This window comes from Halocynthiibacter sp. (assembly GCF_049608145.1).
GTDB lineage: Bacteria > Pseudomonadota > Alphaproteobacteria > Rhodobacterales > Rhodobacteraceae > Halocynthiibacter.
In genome coordinates, this window is the sequence record NZ_JBMYXF010000048.1 from 1 (window position 1) to 22,522 (window position 22,522).

Sequence of the window (22,522 nt, forward strand, 5' to 3'; positions counted from 1 at the left end):
CATCCGGGATTGTGCATGCGCAGGGGGTGGAAGTGCAGCTGCACCAAAGACAAGAGCGGCGGTAATAAGACGTTTAAACATGATCCTTCCTTTCGGTTGCTGATGCCCCCGGTTGCAGGATCTCCCCGCAGGCGGGGTAAACTTAATATACCATAAATTGGCGAATTTTCCCAATGACGGGCTATGACATTCGCGTTAGCCTGATATCACAGACCATTTGAAAGCCCTGATATGTCAAAAGCCCCTCGCGCCTGGCAGCGTATGTTATCTGGCCGTCGCCTGGATCTTCTGGATCCGACGCCGATGGATATTGAAATTGAAGATATTGCACATGGATTGGCCTTTGTCGCGCGCTGGAATGGGCAGACGCGCGGTGAGTTCGCCTATTCTGTTGCAGAGCATTCTTTGTTGGTCGAAGAAATATATCACCGCGAAAACCCGAATGCGCCAACCAAATGGCGTCTCGCCGCGTTGCTGCATGATGCGCCGGAATATGTGATTGGTGATATGATTTCGCCGGTCAAATCTGCCGTTGGCGAAGGATATGGCGATCTAGACGCGCGTCTGACGGCAGCTATCCACCTGCGATTTGGCTTGCCTTCTGTGATCCCAAAAACCGTAAAACAGGCGATCAAACGAGCCGATAAAATATCCGCATGGCTGGAGGCCGTGCAACTGGCCGGGTTTTCCGAGACTGAAGCCAACAAATTGTTCGGCCGCATCAAAACAGAGACTATTTCAGGGCTTTCCTTGGTGTTGCGACCGCCGCTTGAAGTGCGCGAAGCTTTCACAAAACGTCACGAAGAACTGCTGGAGCACATATGACCAAGTTGATCATCCGCACCGGAAGCCCCGCCGATACAGGCAATGCCTGTGATCTGCTGAATGAGATCATCGCTATTGGTGGCAGCACGGCCCTGACCCTGCCTTTGTCACGTCAGGAGTTCACGGATTGGATCATGGGGGATGGCTGTGCCTGGCAGGTCGCGGAAAAAGACGATGGCACATTGATGGGGTTTCAGTGGATTGGCCCTTGGGGGAATTTGCCAGATGACACGGTTGAGATCGGTACTTTTGTGCGCGCAGGGCAAACCGGTCTGGGGGTTGGCAGTAAACTGTTTGAGGCCACAAAACCGGTGGCGCGTGCCATGGGCAAGAACTGGATCGAAGCGGAAATTAGATCAGACAATGAAGGCGGGTTGATTTATTATCAAAGCATCGGCTTTCGCGGAAACTTAAAGCGTGACGGCAAAATGACCGACGGAACCCCGGTCGAGAAAACTGTCAAATTGTACGATCTGTCCTAAATCGTTTTTAGATAAGCTTAAATTGTCGCAAATCCATGGCACCTTCCATACCGCAGACGCTATATTAAAAAGGATACAGGTTACTCATCTGCTCCGAAAAATTCAGCTCGGCAAAAATAGAATGGCCGGTTTCCTACAATTGGTAAAATTCGCAGTATAGCTGTACTCAAACGTAATGCATTTCGGTCGATGAAATGCTTTGCTGCGCTACCTTTTGCCTTGCCTAAAATTTTTAGGGGGAAAAGGTCGCAAATCTTTTCCTTTGACCTGCCTGCGTTCCGAAGTACCGTTTCGCCATGGGGATACCCCTTTTGTAAATTTGCTGGGAGAATATTATGGGCAAACGTGACGACCTGATCGCGAAATATGCTGACGACCTGAAAAACAAATGTGGCATGACACCAGATATGGATCTGCTGACAAAAGTGACCATCGGTTGCGGCCCTTCCATTTATAATGCTGATGCATCCACCGTTGCTGCGGGCCAAGAAGCTGAATTGGACACAGTTAAAAATAACTTCCTAATCAAAAAACTTGGCCTTGCCGATGGTCCACAGCTGATGGATGCGATCAACGCCACCATCGAAACTTATGGCCGTTCCGAGCACAACAAATACCGCGCAGTGGTTTACTACATGCTGACAAAACACTTTGGAAAAGAAGCTGTTTACGGCTAATCGTTTTTGACGATCACAGATAAAAACCGCGTCTAATACAGGCGCGGTTTTTTGTTTTTGCATGGCTGGTTTCCACAAAACACATTGAATTTGAACTGATTTATTCGGATATGAATCTTGCGATGAAAGCCGTTATCTGGTTTTCTATCTTTACCGGCCAGGATGGACGGGACCCAGATTTCAGAACACGTGTGTGGTGCTAGGGAGCACACGGGGTGGTGGAGGGTTCCGAGGGGTCGGAGCCCTCCTTTTATTTCAGAAGATCGTCAAAACCAGCCCAATCACGGCACAACCACCTGTCGCGTAACCACAATCAATCAACGTCAGAACGCGCGGCCGCATACTGTAGGCATAATTAGTGGCGATCCAAGGCGCAGCAATAAACAGCCCAAGGCCCAGACCAGCGACCAGTCCTTTACCAACCTCGTGAATTCCAGCCAGCACAAACATATGCCGCATCATCCCGGCCACAAACAACAACGCGATAAATGAAATGATGTAAGGTGCCGCCCCGGCGCTGCGCATCGCCTCATCCGTCATGCCTGTTGCGGCTTTCCAAGGGCGTGCCAAGCCCATATACCAAGCCGCGCCAAACGCAAAACCGGCAATCGCGGCGATCAGAACATTCAGAAATTCCATCGTGACCTCCCTTTTTCGGGGATCAGTCTGCCGCAATTCCTGCCAATTCGCAAATGATGCCCCATTCGACATCTCCTACGGGCTGGACAGACAGGCGGCTGGTTTTCACCAACGCCATTTCAGATAAACGCGGATCCGCTTTTACCATGTCCAACGAAACCGGGGTTTTCACCGGGTGCAGCGCCTTGATCACCACACAGTCCCAACGGGGATCATCCGTGGTGCTGTCTTGGCGGGCTTCTTCGACAACCTCGACCACACCCACAACAGATTTTTCCTTAAGCGAGTGATAGAAAAATCCACGGTCCCCGATTTTCATGGCCCGCATATTATTGCGGGCCTGATAATTCCGAACGCCGTCCCATTCTTCCCCCGCATCCCCCTTTGCAACCTGGTTATCCCAGCTCCAGGCGTTGGGTTCAGATTTGAACAGCCAATACGCCATCAGCCGATCACCTTGTTCCACTGTGTCAGCGAAACAGTTTCAAACAGGCCTGCCTTTGCGTAGGGGTCATTGTCGGCCCAGTCCTGCGCCTGCGCCATGTCTTCAACATCAAGGATCACAAGCGATCCGCACATGTCCCCCTTTTCATCCAGAAACGGGCCGGCCTGCGCCACAATACCGCTGGATTTGATATGATTCACATGGGCTTCGCGGTTTTCCAGACGAATGTTCAACGCGCCGGGTTTGTCCCGACCTACAAGTGCTATAAGCATGTTATTCCTTTCTCAGAGGGCGTGACAACAGGCCCTCGACGGCTTCTTTCAGGGTTATTTCACCAAGGGTCAGTGCCGCAACCGTTTGGGTCAACGGCAGTTCAAGCCCGGCTTTTTCTGCAAGATGCGCCACGGCACGGGCGGTGGCAACACCTTCGGTGGTGATTTTCGGATCAGGCGATTGTCCAGCCCCCAGATCAAACCCATATTTGTAATTGCGCGACTGATCCGACGTACAGGTCAGGGTCAGATCACCAAAACCAGACAGCCCGGTCAGGGTGTCAGGACGGGCCCCCAGATGCGCTGCCAGGCGCTGCATTTCCGCAAAACCACGCGTCATGATAGCTGCGCGTGCGCTTTCACCAAGCTGCGCCCCCATCACCGCACCACAGGCTATGGCGACCACGTTTTTCAAGGCGCCCCCCAGTTCTGCACCGGTCATGTCGTCCGTTAGATACAAGCGCACGACAGATGTGGACAGCGCGGCCTGCAGGGCAGGGGCGGTTTGATGATCGCAGGCCAAAGTCATGGCCGTGGGCAGGCCATTGGCAATATCACGGGCAAAACCGGGGCCTGTCAAAATTGCAGGCGTCGCATTTGGCACCGCGTTCCGAATGACATCTGACGTGCCAGATAGACTTGTCAGCTCTACCCCTTTACAACAGCCAATCAACGTTTTCCCCTGAAATAGAGTCTTATTTTTCGTTAAGAAAGTGCCAAGTTTCTGCATTGGCAGACACAGAAGAATATGATCCGCGGACGCAGCCAATTGCAGATCTTCAGTCGCTTGCAGGTTCTCTGACAGCTGAATACCAGGCAAACGGGACGTGTTTTCACGCTGTTGATTGATGAAAGTCACGGTTTCTGGGGAACGCGCCCAGATGATGGTTTTTTCTCCATCTGCAGCGTGGCTTTGTGCAAGTGCTGTGCCAAAAGCCCCAGCCCCAATCACTGAAATGCTCATGCCTTTGCCCCTTTTTTGCCAGATCCCAACATAGAGGCCTGCATTCGATCAAGCGGCCAGCGTGGGCGGGCGGACAGGGCAAGATCATCCCGTGCCCCGTCTCGGAACCGCAGCAATCCAGCCCAAGCAATCATCGCGGCATTATCAGTACAATATTGCATCGCAGGGGCCGTAAATTTGACACCATTTTCTTCTGAAACAGTCTCTAACGCGGCGCGAATGGCCTTATTTGCCGCGACACCACCAGCAACAGCCAACGTTGGAACGGTTGGGTTTTCTTCCAGATAGATCGCAATCGCGCGTCTGGTTTTTTCCGCCAAAACATCGCAAACCGCATTCTGGAAACCTGCAGACAAGTCATTCACATCCTGTCGTCGCAACGTATTATCCGCCGAAATCACCGTATCACGTGCGCGCAAGACAGCTGTTTTCAGACCAGAGAACGACATATCGCATCCCGGCCGATCCAGCAAAGGACGTGGCAGTGCAAACCGTTTTGGATCGCCGTTCTGTGCCGCTTTTTCAACAGCAGGACCGCCGGGTTGTGGCAAACCTGTTAAGCGTGCAACTTTGTCAAAAGCTTCGCCCGGGGCATCGTCAATTGTGCCGCCCAGACGGTGAAATTCATCAATGCCACGCACAATCAGAAACTGGCAATGCCCGCCAGACACCAGAAGCATCAGCATCGGAAAGCTGATAGGGTCGCTCAGACCCGGGGATAGCGCATGCCCGGCCAGGTGGTTCACCCCCACCAACGGCAGACCACTGCCGGCACTTAACCCTTTGGCACACATCACCCCGGACAGAACCCCACCAATCAAGCCCGGCCCGGCCGTAACCGCAATGCCATCCAGATCAGACAGGGCGATATTTGCATCCCGCAGGGCGGCTTCTACACAATGATCCAGCCGTTCTGCATGGGCACGCGCCGCAATTTCAGGCACGACACCACCAAAGTCTGCATGTAGCGCCGTCTGACCTTCTACAATATTGGACAGCACCTGGGGAATTTCACCCGGCGTATGACGGACGATCGCAGCGCCAGTGTCATCACAGCTGCTTTCGAGGCCCAGAAAGGTCAATGTATTTTGCATGGCCATCATTTGTTGCGTGTTCAGGTCTCTGCAGGTAACACCTGAAACATGTTCACACAATCCCGCTCCATCGTTCTTCTGACCCGTGCGAAGACCCAATCTGAACGCTTTGCGAACGGATTTTGTGCGGATAACGCTGAGTTTATCATCGCCCCCCTGATGCAGATCGAGCGGATCAACGCTGATTTCCCCCCGCATGATGGCGACTTTGTGCTGACGTCAGAAAATGCGGTAATGACATTGCCTGATATTTATCATGGCACCGGCAGACGTGCTTATTGTGTAGGCAAACGCACAGCCCTGGCCGCGGGGACCGTTGGTTTTGACGCAGTCTCTGCCGATGGAAACGCCCATGATTTGCACGATCTTATTGTAAAAACACATAAAAACAAAAATTTACTTCATCTCAGCGGTGAACATCTGGCCAACGATACCCTTACAGATATTCCCGGATTACAACGGATTGTGACCTATAAACAAACCGCCTTGCCTGCCGATCCAAAGGTGCAAAAGCTACTTAGTGGGGAAGCACCGGTTATTGTTCCCCTGTTCTCACCACGCTCGGCACGGCTATTCTTTTCAGCATACCCTGAAATCACGGCCCCCATACATGTCGTGGCGATCAGCGCGGCGACGGCAGAAACGGTTGCAAACAGGGCAGCGACAAAAATAGGCATTGCGGCGCGCCCAGATGCTGACAATATGAAGAAGATGGTTGCTGATTTAATATGAGTGGTTGGTACAAGGTTTGAGCGGAAAAAAGGACATCCAGTGACAAAAGATCAAAAAACGACTGAAATCACGGAAGCGGATGCCTCTGACGTGGAAAAAGATGTGGCTGACACCGAAGGTGTTGCGGATGTGGATCTGGAATCAGATGCCGAGATTTCCGAGCCCGATCCGACAGATGACACAGATGATCAGGACGAAACGGATCTAAGCGAGGAAGAGGTTTCCGAAGAAGCTACTGACGCGCAAGACGATGACATCCCCGAAGACAATCAGAATGACGACACGGCCGCAGATGAGGTCTCCGAAACGCCCGCACCCGTGGCGGAAAAGTCAACGTCTGCCACACCTTTAATCTTGGGCGGCGCCGTTGCCGCATTGATTGGTTTTGGTGTGTCTTATGTCATCCCAGAAGGCTGGCCCATGGGCGCAGGCACGGATGCCGAGATTTCCGCACGTATTGATACACAGGCTGAACAGATATCTGACCTGACCAGTCGCCTTGACGGCCTGAATGTGAATGATCCTGATGCAGCCATTGCCCCAGTTGAAGCCTGGGTAAAAGAAGTAACGGACCAGCTGCAGGACAGCCTGAACAACGTACAAGAACAGCTGACCGCCCTAGATCAGCGCGTCGAAACCCTTGAGAAACGTCCGATCACCGGTGACAGCGCATCAGATGATGCAGTTGCCGCGTATAATCGCGATGTCGGGGAACTACGCGATCAACTTGAAGCCCAGCGCAGCGAGATCGAAGCAATCCTTGCGGATGCACAGAACCGGTCACAGGAAGCCGTGGCAAACACCCGTGTTGCCCAAGCAAATGGTGCCATCAGCGCTGTTTCGCAGGCTCTGACCAAAGGTGCTGGTTTCAGCGAACATCTCACGACGCTGAATGCGCTTGGGGTTGATATCCCTACTGCCCTGTCTGAAAATGCGGCGGGCGTTATGACGCTTGCAACATTGCAGGGCAATTTCACAGATCCAGCCCGTGACGCACTTGGTGCCAGCCTACAGACAAACGTTGAAGATGGCTCTGTTTCCCGCCTCGGAGGTTTTCTGCGGCGTCAGCTGGGCATGCGATCTTTGACACCACGCGAAGGCAATGATGCAAACGCCGTGCTGTCACGTGCTGAATTTGCACTGCAGGAAGGTCGCATCAGTGACACCTTGTCCGAACTGGCGGGATTGCCAGAAAGCGGACAGGCCCTGATGGCCGATTGGGTTGCACAAGCCACCACTTATGAAAACGTCACCCAGGCGCTTTCCGAACTGAATTCTGCCGTCAGCTCTGGCGCGCTTGCGACTGAATAAGGACATCATATGCTCTGGTCTCTGGTAAAAATCGTTTTCTTTTTTGCGCTGGTTGCATTGCTGGCATTTGGTCTGAACTATTGGATGGATGCCGGTCAGGGGTTCACCCTGCAGGTCGCAGGCGAAGAATTTTCCCCCAACCCGCTGCAGGCCGTTGTTGTGGTCGTGCTGCTGTTCTTTGCTGTCTGGCTGGTCATTCGTCTGGCCGGGCTTCTGGTCGCCTTTCTGCGCTTTCTCAGCGGCGATGAAACCGCCATTTCGCGCTGGTTTGATCGCAACCGTGAACGCAAAGGGTATGAAGCCCTTGCTGATGGGATGCTGGCCCTCGCATCTGGTGAAGGTGCCCGCGCTATGGCCAAAGCATCAAAAGCAGAACGTTATCTGCGTCGGCCACAACTGACCAATCTGATCAGCGCACAGGCGGCAGAATTGATGGGTGACAGCAAAAAGGCTGAAGGCATCTATAAACAGCTGTTAAGCGATGACAAAACCCGTTTTGTTGGCGTGCGCGGCCTGATGAAACAGCAGTTAGAAGCAGGCGAAACGGAAACGGCCCTGAAGCTGGCTGAAAAAGCGTTCCTTCTGAAACCTAAGCACGAAGAAACCCAGGATATTCTTCTGGGGCTGCAGGCTGAAGGTGAAGACTGGGCAGGGGCACGTACAACACTTGCGGCCAAGCTGCGTCACGGTTCAATTCCACGTGATATGCATCGCCGCCGGGATGCGGTTCTAGCGCTTGCCGATGCAAGCAACCCTGATAACGATGCAGCAAAGACAAATACCGCAGCCCTTGAGGCGCACCGTCTGTCACCGGATCTGATCCCGGCAACCATTATGGCATCCCGTGCACATCTGGCCAATGGCAGCAAACGAAAGGCATCCAAAGCCATTCGCAAAGCCTGGGCAACCATGCCACATCCGGATTTGGCCGCCGCTTTTGCTGCCATTGAACCCGACGAAACACCTGAAGCGCGGGTAAAACGCTTTGCTGCCCTGATCAAAACACAGCCCGAACATGACGAAAGTCGCATGTTACAGGCTGAACTGTTGATTGCTGCGGAAGATTTTCCATCCGCACGCAAAGCCCTTGGTGATATTACAGAACATTCACCAACAGCGCGCGCTCTGACCATTATGGCAGCGATAGAACGTGGTGAAGGTGCGGATAACGCGGTCGTTCAGGGCTGGTTGGCCCGTGCGGTTACCGCGCGTCGTGGCCCAGCCTGGGTCTGTGACAAATGCAACACCGCCCATCACGATTGGGCGCCATTGTGTAAACGTTGTCAGGGGGTTGATACCCTGACATGGAAAGACACGACATCTGAGGACGATCCGGTTCTGGCTGCCGCCACCAGCATGCTGCCCCTGATCACTGAGCCACAAATCACAACAGAGCCCACAGAAGATGTGACGCCTTTGATTGATGATACAACGGATGATGCCGAAATCATTTCGGAAGACAGCGCTGCGGATGAAACCACACCAGATGAGGCAGTGAAGCCTTCTACATAGGGCCAACATCCCAAAATCAATTTGAACCGCCAGGAACACTTGTTCTTGGCGGTTTTACTTTATGGATAGACACCAAAGAAGGACAGGCGATGAAAATCGGGGTTATTGGCTGCGGAACCATTGCAAGCGCTGTGGTTCGCGGCATTGCGCATGACGGACATCAGATCACTGTATCGCGCCGCAGTACGCAGCAGTCGCATGCATTAAGTGCCACGTTCGACTGCGTAAGCATCGCTGATAACCAAACCGTTCTGAACCAAAGCGACGTGATCTTTCTGGGCCTGATCGCAGAACAGGCGAGCGATATCCTATCTGACCTAAAATTCCACCCGGATCATCAGGTGATCTCGCTGATGGCCGGTGCTGATCTTGAAAAAATTGCCATGCTGGTTGGCCCCGCGAAGAACATCAGCATCATGATCCCATTTCCCAATATCGCAACCGGGGGGTCCCCCGTTCTGGCCTTGGGGGATATCGCGCTGATTGAAAACATATTCACCCCAGACAATACGGTCTTTCCACTGGAAAACCCTGAACAATTGCAAGCTTGCCTTGCCGCGCAGGCGGTGCTGTCGCCAACACTGAAATTGGTCAATACCGCCGAAACATGGTTGCAGGAACACTGTCCCGGGGTCGCAGAGGGGTTTCTGTCACTATTGATCTCATCAAACCTGTCGGGGCAAACGACAGGCGACGCGCTACAGGCACTGGATACACCCGGAGGATATAATCAGCGTCTGCGCAATCATATGGAAGATGTGGGAATGTCAGATGCGCTGAAACAGGGGCTGACGGCCCTGACAGACAAGACGTAATAAAAAGGGCCGGAAAAACCGGCCCTTTGTGATTTATTGTTCGGCGCTTAGCATCGCATTATGGTCGCGCAATGCCTGGGAAACAATCGCGTACCATTCGCCACTTTCGCGCATTTCATTCAGACCTCGGTTCAGCATCGCGATGATCTCGGGTGCTTTCGGATTGGCCCGGCTTGCAAAGAATGTCAGCGTGGTCGCGTAGTTGATGAAGGGATTTTCAACGATTTCCCCAACCAGCCCTAGGCGCGTCCGCACGTCATCAAACAGGCCTGGTGTGGCACTGGCGATATCAACCGTGCCCAGTAGGACAGCTTCGATACAATCAACCGGCCGGTCCATAATCACAAGTTCCAGCGCAGGCGGCATCACGTTATTTTCTTCAAGGAAAACACTTGGAAAGCCTTCCGCCACGCAAAACGTCGATCCGCGGAACTGTTCATACGACGTGGCCTGGGCATAGCTGCTGTCAGCCAGCGAATAAAAGGCCGTGATCTTTTCATATGCCGGAACCGTGCTTAAGTAACTGCACCGTTTTGCGGCATCTCCACCCGGTGTGTAATCCTTGGAACAATCCGGCGTGGTCCATGCCAGTGACACGTCAAAGGCACTGAGAGGCAGAAGAACGTCCAGATGAGAATCCCAATCATCCACATAGCTGATGGTAAAATCGCGGTCATTTTCCCCACGGTGCAGCGCTGTGGTGGCCAGACGCGGGAACATCCCGCCGCCATCCAGTTTATCAGACGCAAAAGGCGCCCAGTTGCTGACCGTCACGATGCGAATTGGTGGCTGATACACGTTGTTGGATGGGCGCGCCGCTGCAAATTGTTCCTGCTGCTGAATAACAGCTTCGGCAGATAATCCATTTGGTAAACTGCCATCCGCACAGGGCAACTGCAGAACCAGCCCCGCACCAAGCAGGTTCGGATTGGTGATAACACTGCGGTTGGCGTTAAAGATGTTCTGATAGTCTGACACGCCATATGCCGACAGCGCGATCGTCGCCAGCGTATCACCATCAGACACTGTATAATTTGAACAGGCATCCTGCGCATATGCTGCGCCGCTGCAAAGCGTTGTGCCGACAACGACTGTCTTTAAGAATGTGCGAAATTTTTGTTGTATCAAGAGTTCGTCTCCCAGCTGCGTAAGTGATGCAGAAATAACCGCTTACTGAATTTCATTGCTGACCCGCCACATGGCAAGGTTCCTAAACAGGGACCATCCCCGGCCCCTGTTTGTTCACTTCGTCATTATTCTGCGTTCAGCATTTCATTGTGATCACGCAAAGACTGCGAAACAATCGCGTACCATTCGCCGCTCTGACGCATGTCATTCAGACCACGGTTCAGAAGTGCCACATATTCACGACCAAACGGGTTTACCTTGCTGATCAGGAAGCCATAGGACGTCACATAGTTCACGTTCGGGTTTTCCTGAACATCGCCGGTGATCCCCAGTTCTGCACGGGCAGATTCAAAAAGGTCAGGTGTCATGCCTGCAATATCAGCAGTGCCGAGCATCACAGCTTCGATGCAGTCAGTTGGCTTATCTGCAACCATCAGCTCAAGCGCCGGGGGAAGCATGCCGTTCACTTCCAGATCGATTGTGGAGTAGCCTTTTGGACGACAGAACGTGGATCCCCGGAAGTCTTCATAAGACTGCGCCCCGAAAAAGGAACTGTCTGGACGCATGAAATACGCTGTAATGGTTTCATAAACCGGAACGGTGCGCAGAAATTCATTACAACGCTTGCCGGAAGATGATTCTGGATCGTGCCGAACTGTACAATCAGGCAGTGTCCAAGCCAAGGAAACGTCAAACGCGCCCAATGGCAAAAGCACATCAAGATGCGAACCCCAGTCATCTACAAAGCTGATAGAAAATTCACGATCATTCCCACCCCGTTGCAACGCAGTGGACGCCAGACGGGCCATCATACCGCCGCCAGGCAGGCTTTCATCCGCAAATGGCTGCCAGTCGTTGCCTGTCACCAGTTTGATTGGCGGCTTATAGACATTGTTAGACGGCCGTGCCGCTGCGAATTGTTCCTGCTGTTGAATAACGGCTTCGGCAGACAGGCCGTTTGGCAGGCTGCCATCAAGACATGGCAGTTGTAGAACCAGACCTGATTCAAGCAGGTTTGGGTTAGAAACAACACTGCGGTTCGCATTGAAAATGTTCTGGTAATCAGACACACCATATGCAGCCAGCGCAATAGTCGCCAACGTATCACCATCAGACACACGATAGGTGGTACAGGCTTCCTGCGCCCCGGCAGCACCAGCAGAAAGACCGGTTGTGATCAACATGGTCTTAACGATGCTACTAAACTGTAACTTCTTCATATTCTTCCTCCAGGTGTTATTCTTCTGCGTGACAAACGTCACTGGTTCTCCATTTGATATTTCAGTGCAGTGGACACGATTTCGTGCCATTCACCGGAATTCTGCATAATCGTCAGGCCGCGGTTCAGCGTATCCAGAACCGCCTGACCTTCGGGGTTGTCGACATGTGTCATGATGTTGAGAGATTTGATCTCAAGCAGATTGGGGTTCTCAACAATGGTGATTTCCATATCGATGTCAGCAATCGCATCGGATGCCACCTGCACATCAAGTGCCACGATATCCACGTCACCGTTGCGCAGCGCATCAAAGCATTCTGCAACCAGCACCGGACGTACCAAAGTGATCGAAGGTTCAGTCAGCCCGGCTTTGGCCATATTGCTGAGACTGTAGCCTTCCGGACGGCAGATCACAGTGCCTGCAAAGGCTTCATAGCTGAGAGCCGTTTCAAACCCCGATCCGATCATCGAATAGTAGCCGTCGACCACTTCGTAAAACGGATAGGAAAAGTTGTACGACGTGCAGCGATCCAGATCAGACACATCCAGCATACCCGGATTTTCACAATCCGGGCGGGCCCAAGGGAATGTCGCGTCAAACGCAAGGCTTGGCATCAGCAAATCAAGATGTGAATTCCAGTCGTTTACGAACTGGATCTTATAACTTTGATGCGGGTCAGCACGCAGAAACGCTGTTTCCACCAGTTTGGTATAAAGGCCGCGATCCGGCAGACTTTCATCCGTATATGGCGGATAGTCGCTGCCGGTGATCAGAACGATCTGGCGCTCTCTGACAGATTCCGCGGTTTGCGGAGCTGCCAGAGATGTCGCGGCTTCAACGGCGGCAAATGCATCTGCACGGGCCTGCGCGATTTCAGCTTCGGCCCTAGAAATTGCTTCTGCCGCGGCTTCCTGTGCCGCGCGTATCTCTGCTTCGGCGGCTTCTCTTGCGGCGCGTGCTTCGGCCAGTTCGGCCTCGGCGGTTGCGGCGGCCTGCGATGCGATTTCAGCAGCCGCAGCTTCTGCTTCGGCAATCCGTGCCTGCGCCTCAGCGACCATCTCTTCTGCCTGTGTCTGCGCAGCGGCAGTTATCTTATCAGCTTCGTCACCCGGAAGGCATGGCAGTTTCAGCGTTGCGCCCACATGAATGATGTTCGGATTGCTGCCAATAACATCGCGGTTTGCATCATAGATCTGTCGATAATCCAGCGTTCCATAAACCGAAAATGCAATGCCACGCAGGCTGTCACCGCGTTGGATTTGATATGTTTCACAGGCTTCTTGGGCATATGTTGCGGATGAAAGGGCCAACAGAGAAAGGCAGCAGGTCGTAATATATTTCATATGAGATGCATTCTGTTCAGGAGGTCGAAACCTGTGGTGGAAAGGGGGTATTCGCGGGCGGTTTCAGCGCCACAATCGCAACTGACGTATTGTCCTGATCAGGTACATCTGCGTCGCGAATGGCTTGCATCAGGTGATCCAACATCGCCTGACACCCATTGCCCTGATTGGCCCGAAGCACGTTTTCAATTTCATGGATTTCCAGATGCTGAAGCCCATCACTTGCCACAATCATGATATCACCTGACAGCAATTCCCGGGGATGTTCGGGGCAATCCACACGTGATATTTCAGCCCCCATCAGGGCAGATGTTAGGCAACTTCTGTCCGGGTGATCACGGGCCTCATCATGGCTTAGCACACCCTGTGCAACCAGCTTATCAATGCTTGGCGCCATAGAATGATCTTCATTCACCCGCATCAGCGCCCCGTCACGAAACAGATAAAGCGGCGAATCCCCGATAGAAATCCAGTACACCCGATTTTCAAAAAAGATTGTACCAAGCAGGGTAGACCCCATACCTGAATTTATTGTGCGTGTTCTGACGTGCGATGCGATTGCTTCATTGGCTTCCATCGCCGCAAGGGGAAGTGTATCTGCCAGCTGGCCTTCGGTTGTGTCTTCATCCGAGATCCGGTTGTCTATGACTGCAGACCAAGATGACGCCACCAATTTCGAAGCAACGTCCCCCGCCTGATGGCCACCCATTCCGTCAGCAACCACGACATATCCGATGTCTTTGCTGCGAGAGAACCGTGCTGCGATTGCATCCTCCTGATAATCACGTCGCCCTTTTTCAGCAGCTAGCGCAATATCATATCGCAAGGCTGAACTGCTCACGTTTCGTCCCGCCAGTCGAAGTTTTCATCACATAGACTGACATAACGCATGGTTGTTTCACTGATACGGATCATATCGCCGTTGGTCAGGGGCAGGGTGCTTAGAACAGGGCTACCATTCAGACGCACAAGGTTTGCTTTGCCGCCATGACCAAGAAAGCATTTACGTTCTTCTGCATCATAGGCGATCACCGCATGGTTGCTGCGGGAAATCCCGTTGTCACCAAAATCAAGCTGCAAAGCCTGATCATCATTGCGCCCAAGCTGTTGTAATCCCTCGGTCAGAGACAGGCTTGTGCCGCGCCCCGGACCACGGGTGATCACCAACCAACCCACAGGGAAAGATGTTGTCACCGCAGTCTTTTTTACAGGTTCCGAAGTGATCAGATCGTTCAGGCGATTGTCTACCGGATCCAGACCAAGGAAGGTTGTTTTAATCCGTCCCCGACGACGCTGGGCAGGTGCCGCAGGGGCAGGATCTGCAGCCACATTTTCTGCCGACGCTTCCTGTTGTACCTCAGGTGTAATTTCTTCAACCTGCTGAACAGGCTTCGATGCGGGTTCTGGCGTAGGTTCGCTTTCGATTTCAACAGCAGCTTCTGCGTCTGCCACAACAGGTTCCTCTGGGGCTTCATCGACAAGAACATCTGCGAAATCATTTGTGACGGCAGGTGTTTCATCTTGAATTGCGCCCACGTCAGATGATGCTGCAAAAGACAAAACTTCGGCTGTTTGTTGCGGGGCCTCTTGCGCAGCTTCAACAACTTCTGTTTGATCGGCGGCCTCAGCAAAGATGTTTTCATCATCCACCAGATCTTCATCAAAGGCGGACTGCGAAACCATAAAATCGCTGCGTTCTTGCGCATCGTTTTCTGTAACTTCTGGGGTCTCTTCGCTGTTCAGGTCAGTTGCTGTTTCTTCACCCGCAAGTTCTTCAGAATCCTCAAAGAATTCATCTGTAATCTCTTCCGGGCTTTGCTCTGACAACGCCCGTGCAAGTGTTTCAGCGTCCGGTGCGGCGCTTGTTTCTTCATCCTTTTCGGAAGGCTTTTCCAGGATGCGGCTCAAAGGGCTTTTATAGTTAAACATAGCGTCGGCACTTTCTGTCTTGTATTTGAAAAATCAGGTGAAAACGGTTGCAGACTATTCCTGCATCAACGGCATTCGAGCAAAGACTTCTGCCCCATTGCGGTTCACCGTAAATCGCGCATCAGCGATATTTCCCTGCGCGGCAAGTGTTTGCAGCAACGACGTCATCGCGCCGCGCTGGTTCAGGAACATACCCGTGTTTTCTTCTCGTATCAGAACATCCCCGACACGCAGTTCGTCACCCGGCATACCACTGGTCCGGGTCACACTGACCTGCCAGTTCTGTGCTCCGGACACAGCAAATGCAGCGCCGGTTTTCAGGCCCACCTGTTTTACAACCGGTAAGGCGATCTGACCGGTTTCAAAACGGGTTTGGCCAGGCAGCTTGTAGCGGGCCGTTGCACGCGTATAACCATCTTGGCCAATCTGCAGATCGCTTAACAGCAGCGAGGCAAGCGATGTATTCGCGCCGGCCGCCCGGTTGTTCACGGAATAGATTGACGTACCGCGCCGGATCCATGGCCCAATCATTCCGGAAGGCGCATTTGCATCAACGGATTCCACGATATACACACTGCCATTGGACAGGCGGCGGGATTTTACTTCAAAGGGAACGTCAACATCCCAATGTGAAAATGCCACTTGATCAGCGAGAACCTTCACATCTGCAGCAGGTTCAGCCGGGGCGGCTGCCAGAGTTTCCGCTTCATCCGTCACCACGTCTTCTGCGACGGCTGGCGCAGTTTCAGCGGGCGCAGCCGGGGTTTCCACAGCGGCCGTTGCCACAACCGGGGCAGCAACAACATTGCTTTCAACAGGCGTGGCGATTTCTTCAGGCTCGGAACCACCTGTCATAAAGAAACCGGCACCCGCGATCAGTGCAACAGCCGCCACCCCAATCAGATACATCCCGGTTTTGCTTTTTTCTTTTGAAGGTTCTTCTGGCGGCACCAGTTCAGAAAACACGGCGGTTGCGTCGCCTTCTTCAGGCTCTGCTGCGACATCTTCCTCAAACGACGTTTTCAAGGGAACAACCTTGTCGCTGCTGTCCTCAGGTATTTCAGCCGGTTCCGGTTGTTGCAGTTCAGTCGGGCTTGTATCCGCCAACATTGCCGCGATCGCAGCGTCCGCATTTTCGACTTCCTGTTCGATTTGCGCCGGATCTTTCAGCGGCGCAGTATCCCCGACAGGTTCCGCGTTTTCTGGGGTCTGCCCTTCGTCGAGCGCTGCAATAACAGACGGTGGGCGTTCAAGCATTGTACCGAACACAGCACCGGGCCCCCGGAACATCTGCAACCATTCCAACGCGGACTGTAGCCGTTGCGCAGGCATAACTTTCATTGCCTGATCAAGCGCTTCCAGAAAATTCGGGGGGAAATTCTCAAACCGGCCCGTCACCGGTACATAGGGGTCAACAACCTGTTTATCATAGGCATCAAACCGCGTTTTTCCATCTGCAGGGGGTTCCCCTGTCAACACATGATACAACGTTGCCGCCAGAACATAGAGATCACTGTAAGGCCCCTGAACGGACCCCGGGACATAGAATTCCTGGGGGGAGTACCCGTCTTTTACAACGCGCAGTGTCACAAGTGCTGCATTCCTGTGGGCGGCCTGATCCCGTGCAGCACCAAAATCGATCAGAATAGGTTCACCATCCTGATTGATCAGAATATTATCCGGAGAAATATCGCGATGCAGCATGCCGTGTTCGTGGATAAAGGAAACGGCAGACAGCATCTTTTCTGTCAGCGCAACAAATTCGTCCACAGTAAACGACGTATCCGGCTGATCCATATAATCCAACAGATCACAGCCACGAATATAATCCATGGCGATATATGCCGTGTCATTGTCTTCAAATACCTGATGCACCGGCACAATATTTGGGTGAACCAGCTTGGCGTGGTTACGTGCTTCCTGAATGAACAGCTTGATTATAGAGCTAAGATCTTCCTGGGCGTTTTCAGATTGAGCAACAACGCGATCACCTTTGCGCAAACACAAGGCGCTGGGAAAGCATTCTTTCACCACCACGTCACGTTCCAGGCTATCCCGGGCGAGATAGGTAATGCCAAACCCGCCACTGTTCAGAAACCGGATAATTTCATACTGCCCACGCAGCAGTGAAGTGCCTGGCGCCAGCGCATCCTCGACCGCTTCTTCTTCGAGCGGCTCTGCTATCTGAATCTGACTCACAATAATTTGCCCCACATCCTAAGGCTTTCTTTGTTTCCAATCGTAGAACCCCATCCACAACGTCCCGGTGCACGGGAGAAAGAAAGCAACATCCTTAACGTGTAAAGCCGCCAATTGAGGTAAAAGTGAGGCCCTTGCGTGTCCCCACTGCGTTCGAATTTAGTTTGTTCAGGGCCGAAAAAAGGGTCTGACCCGGCAAATTCCCCTGTCTTTCATGGATTCAGTCGGCACGGGGCACACTGGCCCTGTCAGCGCAAACAGGTCCGACACAAAGATGCCACAATCCTTATCGAATCGATTTGTTCGTATCTTGTTAACAATTTGCTAGGGGAAAATTCACAACCTGTAATCGAATAGCCTCCGGTCAAAACGACCGGAGACCGCAGGTCTTAGGCTGCCTTTTGTGTGCCAGCCCAGGACAATGTGTCGGTCAGCTGCATCAGAACATTCAATGCATCATTGACAGGCCCATCCCCCGTTTCGAACTGCAACAACAGCAAAAGATCTGTTGCCCGCTCAAACTCATCCGGCACCCATTCAGCCTGTTCAGACGGCAGGCTTTCATCAATCAGACGTTCCGCAAACTCTTCGACGATCTCTTGGCAAGCCTGGAAAAAGTCAGTTGCATCTTCAATTTCGCTGTCCTGAATTTGTGCGTGTACCCCGGCAAGTCTGTTTTGCCAGTCCTCCAGCAAAGTGTTTGTCAGCTCAGTAACCTCAGAAACAGCCTCCGCCTGGGTTTCCGCGGCCGGTTGTTCATCTTCCGACACGTCTATAAAGGGCAAAAACCGTTCTTTCAGATCTTTCTCTGCATCTTTCAGGTCTGCTTCACGGCGTGCAGAAGCAACCTTCAGGATCTGCTCTGCCAAAAACTGCCCACCGCTGGCTTCCCAGGCTGCAAAATCCGGTTCTGGTCCGTCGGCAAGGGCAGACACCGCATTGGGCGTAGCGATCGGAATGATTTCTTCGAACAACACGCCTTTTTCTTCTTCAAGGCGCTTCATGATATTGGGCAGGTCGTCTTTTACAGCAGGTAGATCCACATGGGTTATCGCCAACAAGCTGTTCTTTTTCAGCTGTTCAGGCACCTGCTTCCACAGCTGACGTTCAGAATCCCGCCAGGCGCTGGTGCCGTTGGTACACCAGATCGCGCAATCCACAAATTTCAGAAGATCCAGCGTATTGGTATCGTCATGGGCAATGCCGCTTGCCCCTGCACCGGGCAAATCAAACAAAGATACCTGTTGTAACGCAGGGGTGTTCAGACCAACTGAAATGAAATCAGGGCCAGTGTCAGCCGCCGCTTCCAGTGCGATCCCCGGAAAGGTTTTATGTTCTTTCCCCCACCAGCCGGCAACCGTCCGTGGCTCTGCTGAATAGTTCAGAATGACCAATGGCAAGGGAAGATGGCGAATGCCAGTTGGCAGGATATCCGCCCCAGCAAGCATATTGGCAAGACTTGATTTACCGGCACTGAATTCGCCAGAAAACGCAATGCCCACCGCGCTTGACAGACGGCTTATATGTTGGCGCGCCCGTTCCTTCAGTTCTGTCAGTTCAGCTGTCTCCGGAAGATCTGCCGTGACTGTTAGGAAATGTTCTAATTCTGTCTGCTTTTGCTCGACACTTGGGAATTCTATCACGGGTTCCGACCTGCTTCTTTTTGTGTTTCATCCGAATTGATCTGACAAAGGTCTTGCAGTTTCGCCGCAAAAACCCCGATCTGCCTGTCATCAATCCCGCCAGAGTTACTGGAAATATCATGCGCGGCCTGTGAAAGGCCTGCGCCGGTTTGGTGTTCATGGACATAGCCTGTCAACGCAGCCATGTAGTGTTTCAGCACGATATCACTTTGGCTTAACAGCGCATTGCGTGCGTCATCCACCAGTTCGGCCGATACTTGATTGACCGACGGTGTCGCGGCTTTTTTGTGAAATATACGGCTGGCCCAGTTGTTTTTCTGCATGGCTGCCGCTTCGCGCCACAGGGCTTTGGTGTCCGGGGTAAACCGATGCACAAGCCCTGCGTTAATGTTAAAGAGAGGCGTTGACGGCAGGCCATCCAGAAGATCAGGAACGTCCTGCGCAATCTGCCGAAGCCCGGTCATAACATCCTGTTTGATCACATGAACCCCCTGCACAAAGACATCACGCAGATGTTCAAGTTGTGGTGGAAGTTTGACTTCCGCATCAGATTGATCCGATGTTTCTGCCGAAACATCAGGGGTGCCGCCCTGCGAAATATGTTCCCCCAGCGCATCAAACGCATCATTGATCTGAAGCGTCAGAACGGCCTGTTCTTCTTCAAGATAGGCTGCAAGATCATCGATTTGCTTTTCTACGGGGGGCAATTGCACCTTCTGCACCTCATCAGGTGTCACGGCCTGCGCATGTGCAACATCCAGCAAATCAGAAATACCCTGATGAATGTCGTCTTCAGATAATCTGTTTTTGAGAACACCTGACAGAAACCTGCGCAGATCAGGCATGCCAGAAGCAATCAGCGCACGAAAACGCAAGATCGCCTCTTCTTCGCTGGCCGCGTTCAGATCGTGGTGTCGGTTGGCCTGCAGCCCCTTCTTCAGGCGGCGCGATAAACCAGGATTGGCTGTTATCCAGGACATTACCTGTTCATGATCAACGCCTTGTTCTTGGCCTGTCGCGGCATAATCCGCCCACAAGGCGCTGCCCGCCAGAACCGCTCCAGGATCACCCCCGAAAATCTCACCCAGATCCGCACGCACAGATCGACGCAAAAGCAAGCCATCCGCATTACAATCGTTCAGTTCATCGATACGATTGATAAAAACAATCGCCCGCCCAGACCCTTTCGCCTGCAATGCTTTCAACAGACGTTCATCCACCTGCGACATGGCCTGATGTGCGGACAAGATCACCAGATAGTAATCGGCATTTCCGATAGCCTGCCAGGTAATTTCATCACGAATAAGTTCGGGATCATTGATGCCCGGCGTATCCGTCAAAGTGACAGGGCAAGGGAAGGGCGAGGCATCAAAATAGACGTCTGACTCACGGACAAGATCATCATAATGAACCGGACCCTGCGTATTATTCCCCGCATCCGAACTGACATACTGTTGCAGCAAATCCGTCCGGACTGTTTCAAAGTCATGGACTTTACCCAGAAGGTTTTCAAACCCAGCCCCATGCCGTCTGATCACCCTATCTTTCAGATCATCGATATATATGCGCAGGTTTTCAGATGTCGTATCACCCTCTTCGGTTTGGGTTAGGCGTTGCCATTGCGCCCGGTCATGGAAACAAAAGCGCACACCCGATTGTCGGGCAGGGCCAATGTTGAAATGCAAATTGGTCACCACAGTGGTCAGCGGGTTCACATCAGATGGCAACATCCCGCCTCGGCCGGTTAATCCGTTCAGAAATTTAGACTTTCCAACCTTCACCTGACCAACAACCATCACGGACAGCGGGGCAGGCACCATCTTATCACAGGCAAGGCGCAATTCAGGGCTATCACCACCAATGCGCTGCATGCCCCGGGCAATTTCCGCAGCCGATTGCAACGTCTGAAGTAAGTCTTCAGACGCGCGGCCAGCGTTATATTCAAGGGGGGCGGATCTATTGGTCATCATGCTTCAAAAGCTCTTTTACAGCCCCAACAACCGAACCCAGCTTTCGGGTTTCATGCACAGAAACCGCAGTCCCGGCCGTGTTTCGATACAATGCCATCGCTTCATCACGCCCTTTTCGTGGACGCATAACAATCAGCTGTGGCAACGAAATTGCATCACCGCTGTCAGATGACCATTCCGCCAGATCCGACGCCAGAGACCCTGCAAGATCATCGGAAAACAACGTACCACTTTCCTGCGAAATCCCCCCATCCGTCGACAAGATCGCGCGCCAAGAAGACAGACCTTCGACCCGGTCATAAAACGTTTTCAGCTGCTCTGATGGCCCCTCATGTGCTTCCGTTTTCTGCGCATCCTGAACACTCTCTTCTGTGGCTTCATCGTCAGGCGTGTTTTCCCCGGCTGCGATATCCAAAAGATCTTCCGGCAGGTCTTCAACAGTCACAACAGCCAGTAGTTCGTTCAGCGTAATCCCCACATCTTCCGCATCCGGCGTATGATCCAAGGGGGTTGAAAGCGCAAAAATATCGCCATCACACCGCGAGAACCCGGTCATGATCTGACCAAGTTGTTGCGCCACATCACCACGTTCCCCAGATGAAATTGCCACGACATCACCCAATGTATCCGGTGTAGCATCAATCATACGCGTCACGCGTGAATTGGTGACTTCCAGAACAAGGCTGCCAGTTTGCAACCCATTCCCGATGCTGGTGAATTCAAGCCTGCGTGACAACACAGACTGGCCAATCGTTTCCAGCATGCGTGCGCGTTTCTCGCCCCGCGTTTTCGCAATCAATGCGATTTTTGCTGTATCTCTCGCGCTGACATCCTGCACAATCTGCAGCAATCTGCGCGCCACATTTTCATTAATTGTCATGGTCTGCCTCATTCACATTTTTATTTTTCACTGACGGCGTCGGCCGATGCCGTAACCAGTCTGCTGTTTGTTTAGTCACCTCAGGCCCTCGCCCGATTTTTGTGGTGTGATGCCAAAAGCCTCACTGCGATCAATACCCGTCATCAGCTTCTGTAATGCCTCCAACAATTGATCCAGGTTCTCCGGGCGGCCATCATCCAGAATGTCATTCCATAGACGTGTCGCATCCCCCATCTCCGCAGCGGCATCATCTAACGGCAATGCAATACGCTCGGGTAAAACAGGATCTTCCAGTCGCAACGGTTCGGTCGGCTGGTTTGCCACTTCTTCAATTCTGTCCGAAATAGGCATGACGGGCCGGGGTGCCATGGGAATGGGTGGTTTCCGATTTTTGATATTGGGGTCGGATTTGTATATTTTGACTGATTTTTCGCGAGTTGTC

At 52.6% G+C, this 22,522-nt stretch carries 22 protein-coding genes; 7 read left to right on the forward strand and 15 right to left on the reverse strand.

All coding sequences use genetic code 11. From position 1 onward, the window contains the following. The first annotated feature begins 231 nt into the window (after window positions 1-231). The 3 genes from ACPGUT_RS12835 to ACPGUT_RS12845 all read left to right on the forward strand — a co-directional run bounded on the left by ACPGUT_RS12835 (window position 232) and on the right by ACPGUT_RS12845 (window position 1,984). Entirely contained in the window at window positions 232-825 is a 594-nt protein-coding gene (locus tag ACPGUT_RS12835; protein WP_423991988.1) for an HD domain-containing protein, read from the forward strand. Further along, complete coding sequence (locus tag ACPGUT_RS12840; RefSeq protein WP_423991990.1) at window positions 822-1,307, forward strand: N-acetyltransferase family protein; 486 nt, start codon at window positions 822-824, stop codon at window positions 1,305-1,307. Before ACPGUT_RS12835 ends, ACPGUT_RS12840 begins: the two co-directional genes overlap by 4 nt. 335 nt (window positions 1,308-1,642) lie before the next feature. Further along, window positions 1,643-1,984: a DUF2853 family protein gene (locus ACPGUT_RS12845; protein WP_423991992.1), complete on the forward strand. Its 342-nt coding sequence runs from the start codon at window positions 1,643-1,645 to the stop codon at window positions 1,982-1,984. Between the two features lie 255 nt (window positions 1,985-2,239). Here the strand turns inward: ACPGUT_RS12845 and ACPGUT_RS12850 are convergent, their stop codons facing one another. Genes ACPGUT_RS12850 through tsaD form a run of 5 tightly spaced genes read right to left on the reverse strand, consistent with a single transcriptional unit; the run spans window position 2,240 to window position 5,398 of the window. Beyond that, window positions 2,240-2,623, reverse strand: a complete 384-nt coding sequence (locus ACPGUT_RS12850) for a DUF1761 domain-containing protein (protein ID WP_423991994.1) — start codon at window positions 2,621-2,623, stop codon at window positions 2,240-2,242. Between the two features lie 22 nt (window positions 2,624-2,645). Next, a complete protein-coding gene (locus tag ACPGUT_RS12855; RefSeq protein WP_423991996.1) occupies window positions 2,646-3,068 on the reverse strand; it encodes an EVE domain-containing protein in 423 nt (140 codons plus the stop codon). Then, window positions 3,068-3,340 (reverse strand): YciI family protein, encoded by a 273-nt coding sequence (locus ACPGUT_RS12860; protein WP_423991998.1) that lies wholly within the window; start codon window positions 3,338-3,340, stop codon window positions 3,068-3,070. Before ACPGUT_RS12860 ends, ACPGUT_RS12855 begins: the two co-directional genes overlap by 1 nt. Window position 3,341: 1 nt before the next feature. Beyond that, window positions 3,342-4,304, reverse strand: a complete 963-nt coding sequence (locus tag ACPGUT_RS12865; protein WP_423992000.1) for an NAD(P)H-dependent glycerol-3-phosphate dehydrogenase — start codon at window positions 4,302-4,304, stop codon at window positions 3,342-3,344. Beyond that, entirely contained in the window at window positions 4,301-5,398 is a 1,098-nt protein-coding gene (gene tsaD, locus ACPGUT_RS12870; RefSeq protein WP_423992002.1) for a tRNA (adenosine(37)-N6)-threonylcarbamoyltransferase complex transferase subunit TsaD, read from the reverse strand. The genes ACPGUT_RS12865 and tsaD overlap by 4 nt, the downstream gene beginning before the upstream one ends. Window positions 5,399-5,446: 48 nt before the next feature. On the opposite strand from tsaD, the gene ACPGUT_RS12875 reads away from it, so the two are divergent. The 4 genes from ACPGUT_RS12875 (at window position 5,447) to ACPGUT_RS12890 (ending at window position 9,768) form a co-directional block, all read left to right on the forward strand. Beyond that, entirely contained in the window at window positions 5,447-6,130 is a 684-nt protein-coding gene (locus ACPGUT_RS12875) for a uroporphyrinogen-III synthase (RefSeq protein ID WP_423992004.1), read from the forward strand. Between the two features lie 39 nt (window positions 6,131-6,169). Beyond that, window positions 6,170-7,441, forward strand: a complete 1,272-nt coding sequence (locus ACPGUT_RS12880; protein WP_423992006.1) for a COG4223 family protein — start codon at window positions 6,170-6,172, stop codon at window positions 7,439-7,441. A 9-nt stretch (window positions 7,442-7,450) separates the two neighbouring features. Beyond that, window positions 7,451-8,953 (forward strand): heme biosynthesis protein HemY, encoded by a 1,503-nt coding sequence (locus ACPGUT_RS12885; protein WP_423992008.1) that lies wholly within the window; start codon window positions 7,451-7,453, stop codon window positions 8,951-8,953. 65 nt (window positions 8,954-9,018) lie between these two features. Continuing rightward, on the forward strand, window positions 9,019-9,768 hold the full coding sequence (locus ACPGUT_RS12890) for an NAD(P)-binding domain-containing protein (RefSeq protein ID WP_423992030.1): 750 nt from the start codon (window positions 9,019-9,021) through the stop codon (window positions 9,766-9,768). 33 nt (window positions 9,769-9,801) lie between these two features. On the opposite strand, the gene ACPGUT_RS12895 is transcribed toward ACPGUT_RS12890, so the two are convergent. The 10 genes from ACPGUT_RS12895 to ACPGUT_RS12940 form a co-directional block, all read right to left on the reverse strand. After that, window positions 9,802-10,896: a peptidoglycan-binding protein LysM gene (locus ACPGUT_RS12895; RefSeq protein WP_423992010.1), complete on the reverse strand. Its 1,095-nt coding sequence runs from the start codon at window positions 10,894-10,896 to the stop codon at window positions 9,802-9,804. A 125-nt stretch (window positions 10,897-11,021) separates the two neighbouring features. Then, window positions 11,022-12,116 carry a peptidoglycan-binding protein LysM gene (locus ACPGUT_RS12900; RefSeq protein ID WP_423992012.1) on the reverse strand — a complete coding sequence of 365 codons (1,095 nt, stop codon included), beginning with the start codon at window positions 12,114-12,116 and terminating at the stop codon, window positions 11,022-11,024. Window positions 12,117-12,154: 38 nt separating this feature from the next. Next, on the reverse strand, window positions 12,155-13,459 hold the full coding sequence (locus tag ACPGUT_RS12905) for a LysM peptidoglycan-binding domain-containing protein (protein WP_423992014.1): 1,305 nt from the start codon (window positions 13,457-13,459) through the stop codon (window positions 12,155-12,157). 16 nt (window positions 13,460-13,475) lie between these two features. Beyond that, entirely contained in the window at window positions 13,476-14,300 is an 825-nt protein-coding gene (locus ACPGUT_RS12910) for a PP2C family protein-serine/threonine phosphatase (RefSeq protein WP_423992016.1), read from the reverse strand. Continuing rightward, window positions 14,297-15,388: an FHA domain-containing protein gene (locus ACPGUT_RS12915; protein WP_423992018.1), complete on the reverse strand. Its 1,092-nt coding sequence runs from the start codon at window positions 15,386-15,388 to the stop codon at window positions 14,297-14,299. The genes ACPGUT_RS12910 and ACPGUT_RS12915 overlap by 4 nt, the downstream gene beginning before the upstream one ends. A 54-nt stretch (window positions 15,389-15,442) precedes the next feature. Beyond that, window positions 15,443-17,587 carry a serine/threonine-protein kinase gene (locus tag ACPGUT_RS12920; protein WP_423992020.1) on the reverse strand — a complete coding sequence of 715 codons (2,145 nt, stop codon included), beginning with the start codon at window positions 17,585-17,587 and terminating at the stop codon, window positions 15,443-15,445. A gap of 389 nt (window positions 17,588-17,976) precedes the next feature. Further along, entirely contained in the window at window positions 17,977-19,230 is a 1,254-nt protein-coding gene (locus tag ACPGUT_RS12925; protein WP_423992022.1) for a dynamin family protein, read from the reverse strand. Next, complete coding sequence (locus ACPGUT_RS12930; protein WP_423992024.1) at window positions 19,227-21,200, reverse strand: dynamin family protein; 1,974 nt, start codon at window positions 21,198-21,200, stop codon at window positions 19,227-19,229. Before ACPGUT_RS12930 ends, ACPGUT_RS12925 begins: the two co-directional genes overlap by 4 nt. After that, the gene (locus ACPGUT_RS12935; RefSeq protein ID WP_423992026.1) at window positions 21,187-22,080 is read right to left on the reverse strand and encodes a hypothetical protein; all 894 of its coding nucleotides are present in this window, start codon (window positions 22,078-22,080) and stop codon (window positions 21,187-21,189) included. Before ACPGUT_RS12935 ends, ACPGUT_RS12930 begins: the two co-directional genes overlap by 14 nt. 75 nt (window positions 22,081-22,155) lie before the next feature. After that, the coding region (locus ACPGUT_RS12940; RefSeq protein WP_423992028.1) for a hypothetical protein at window positions 22,156-22,522 on the reverse strand (367 nt) is incomplete at its 5' end.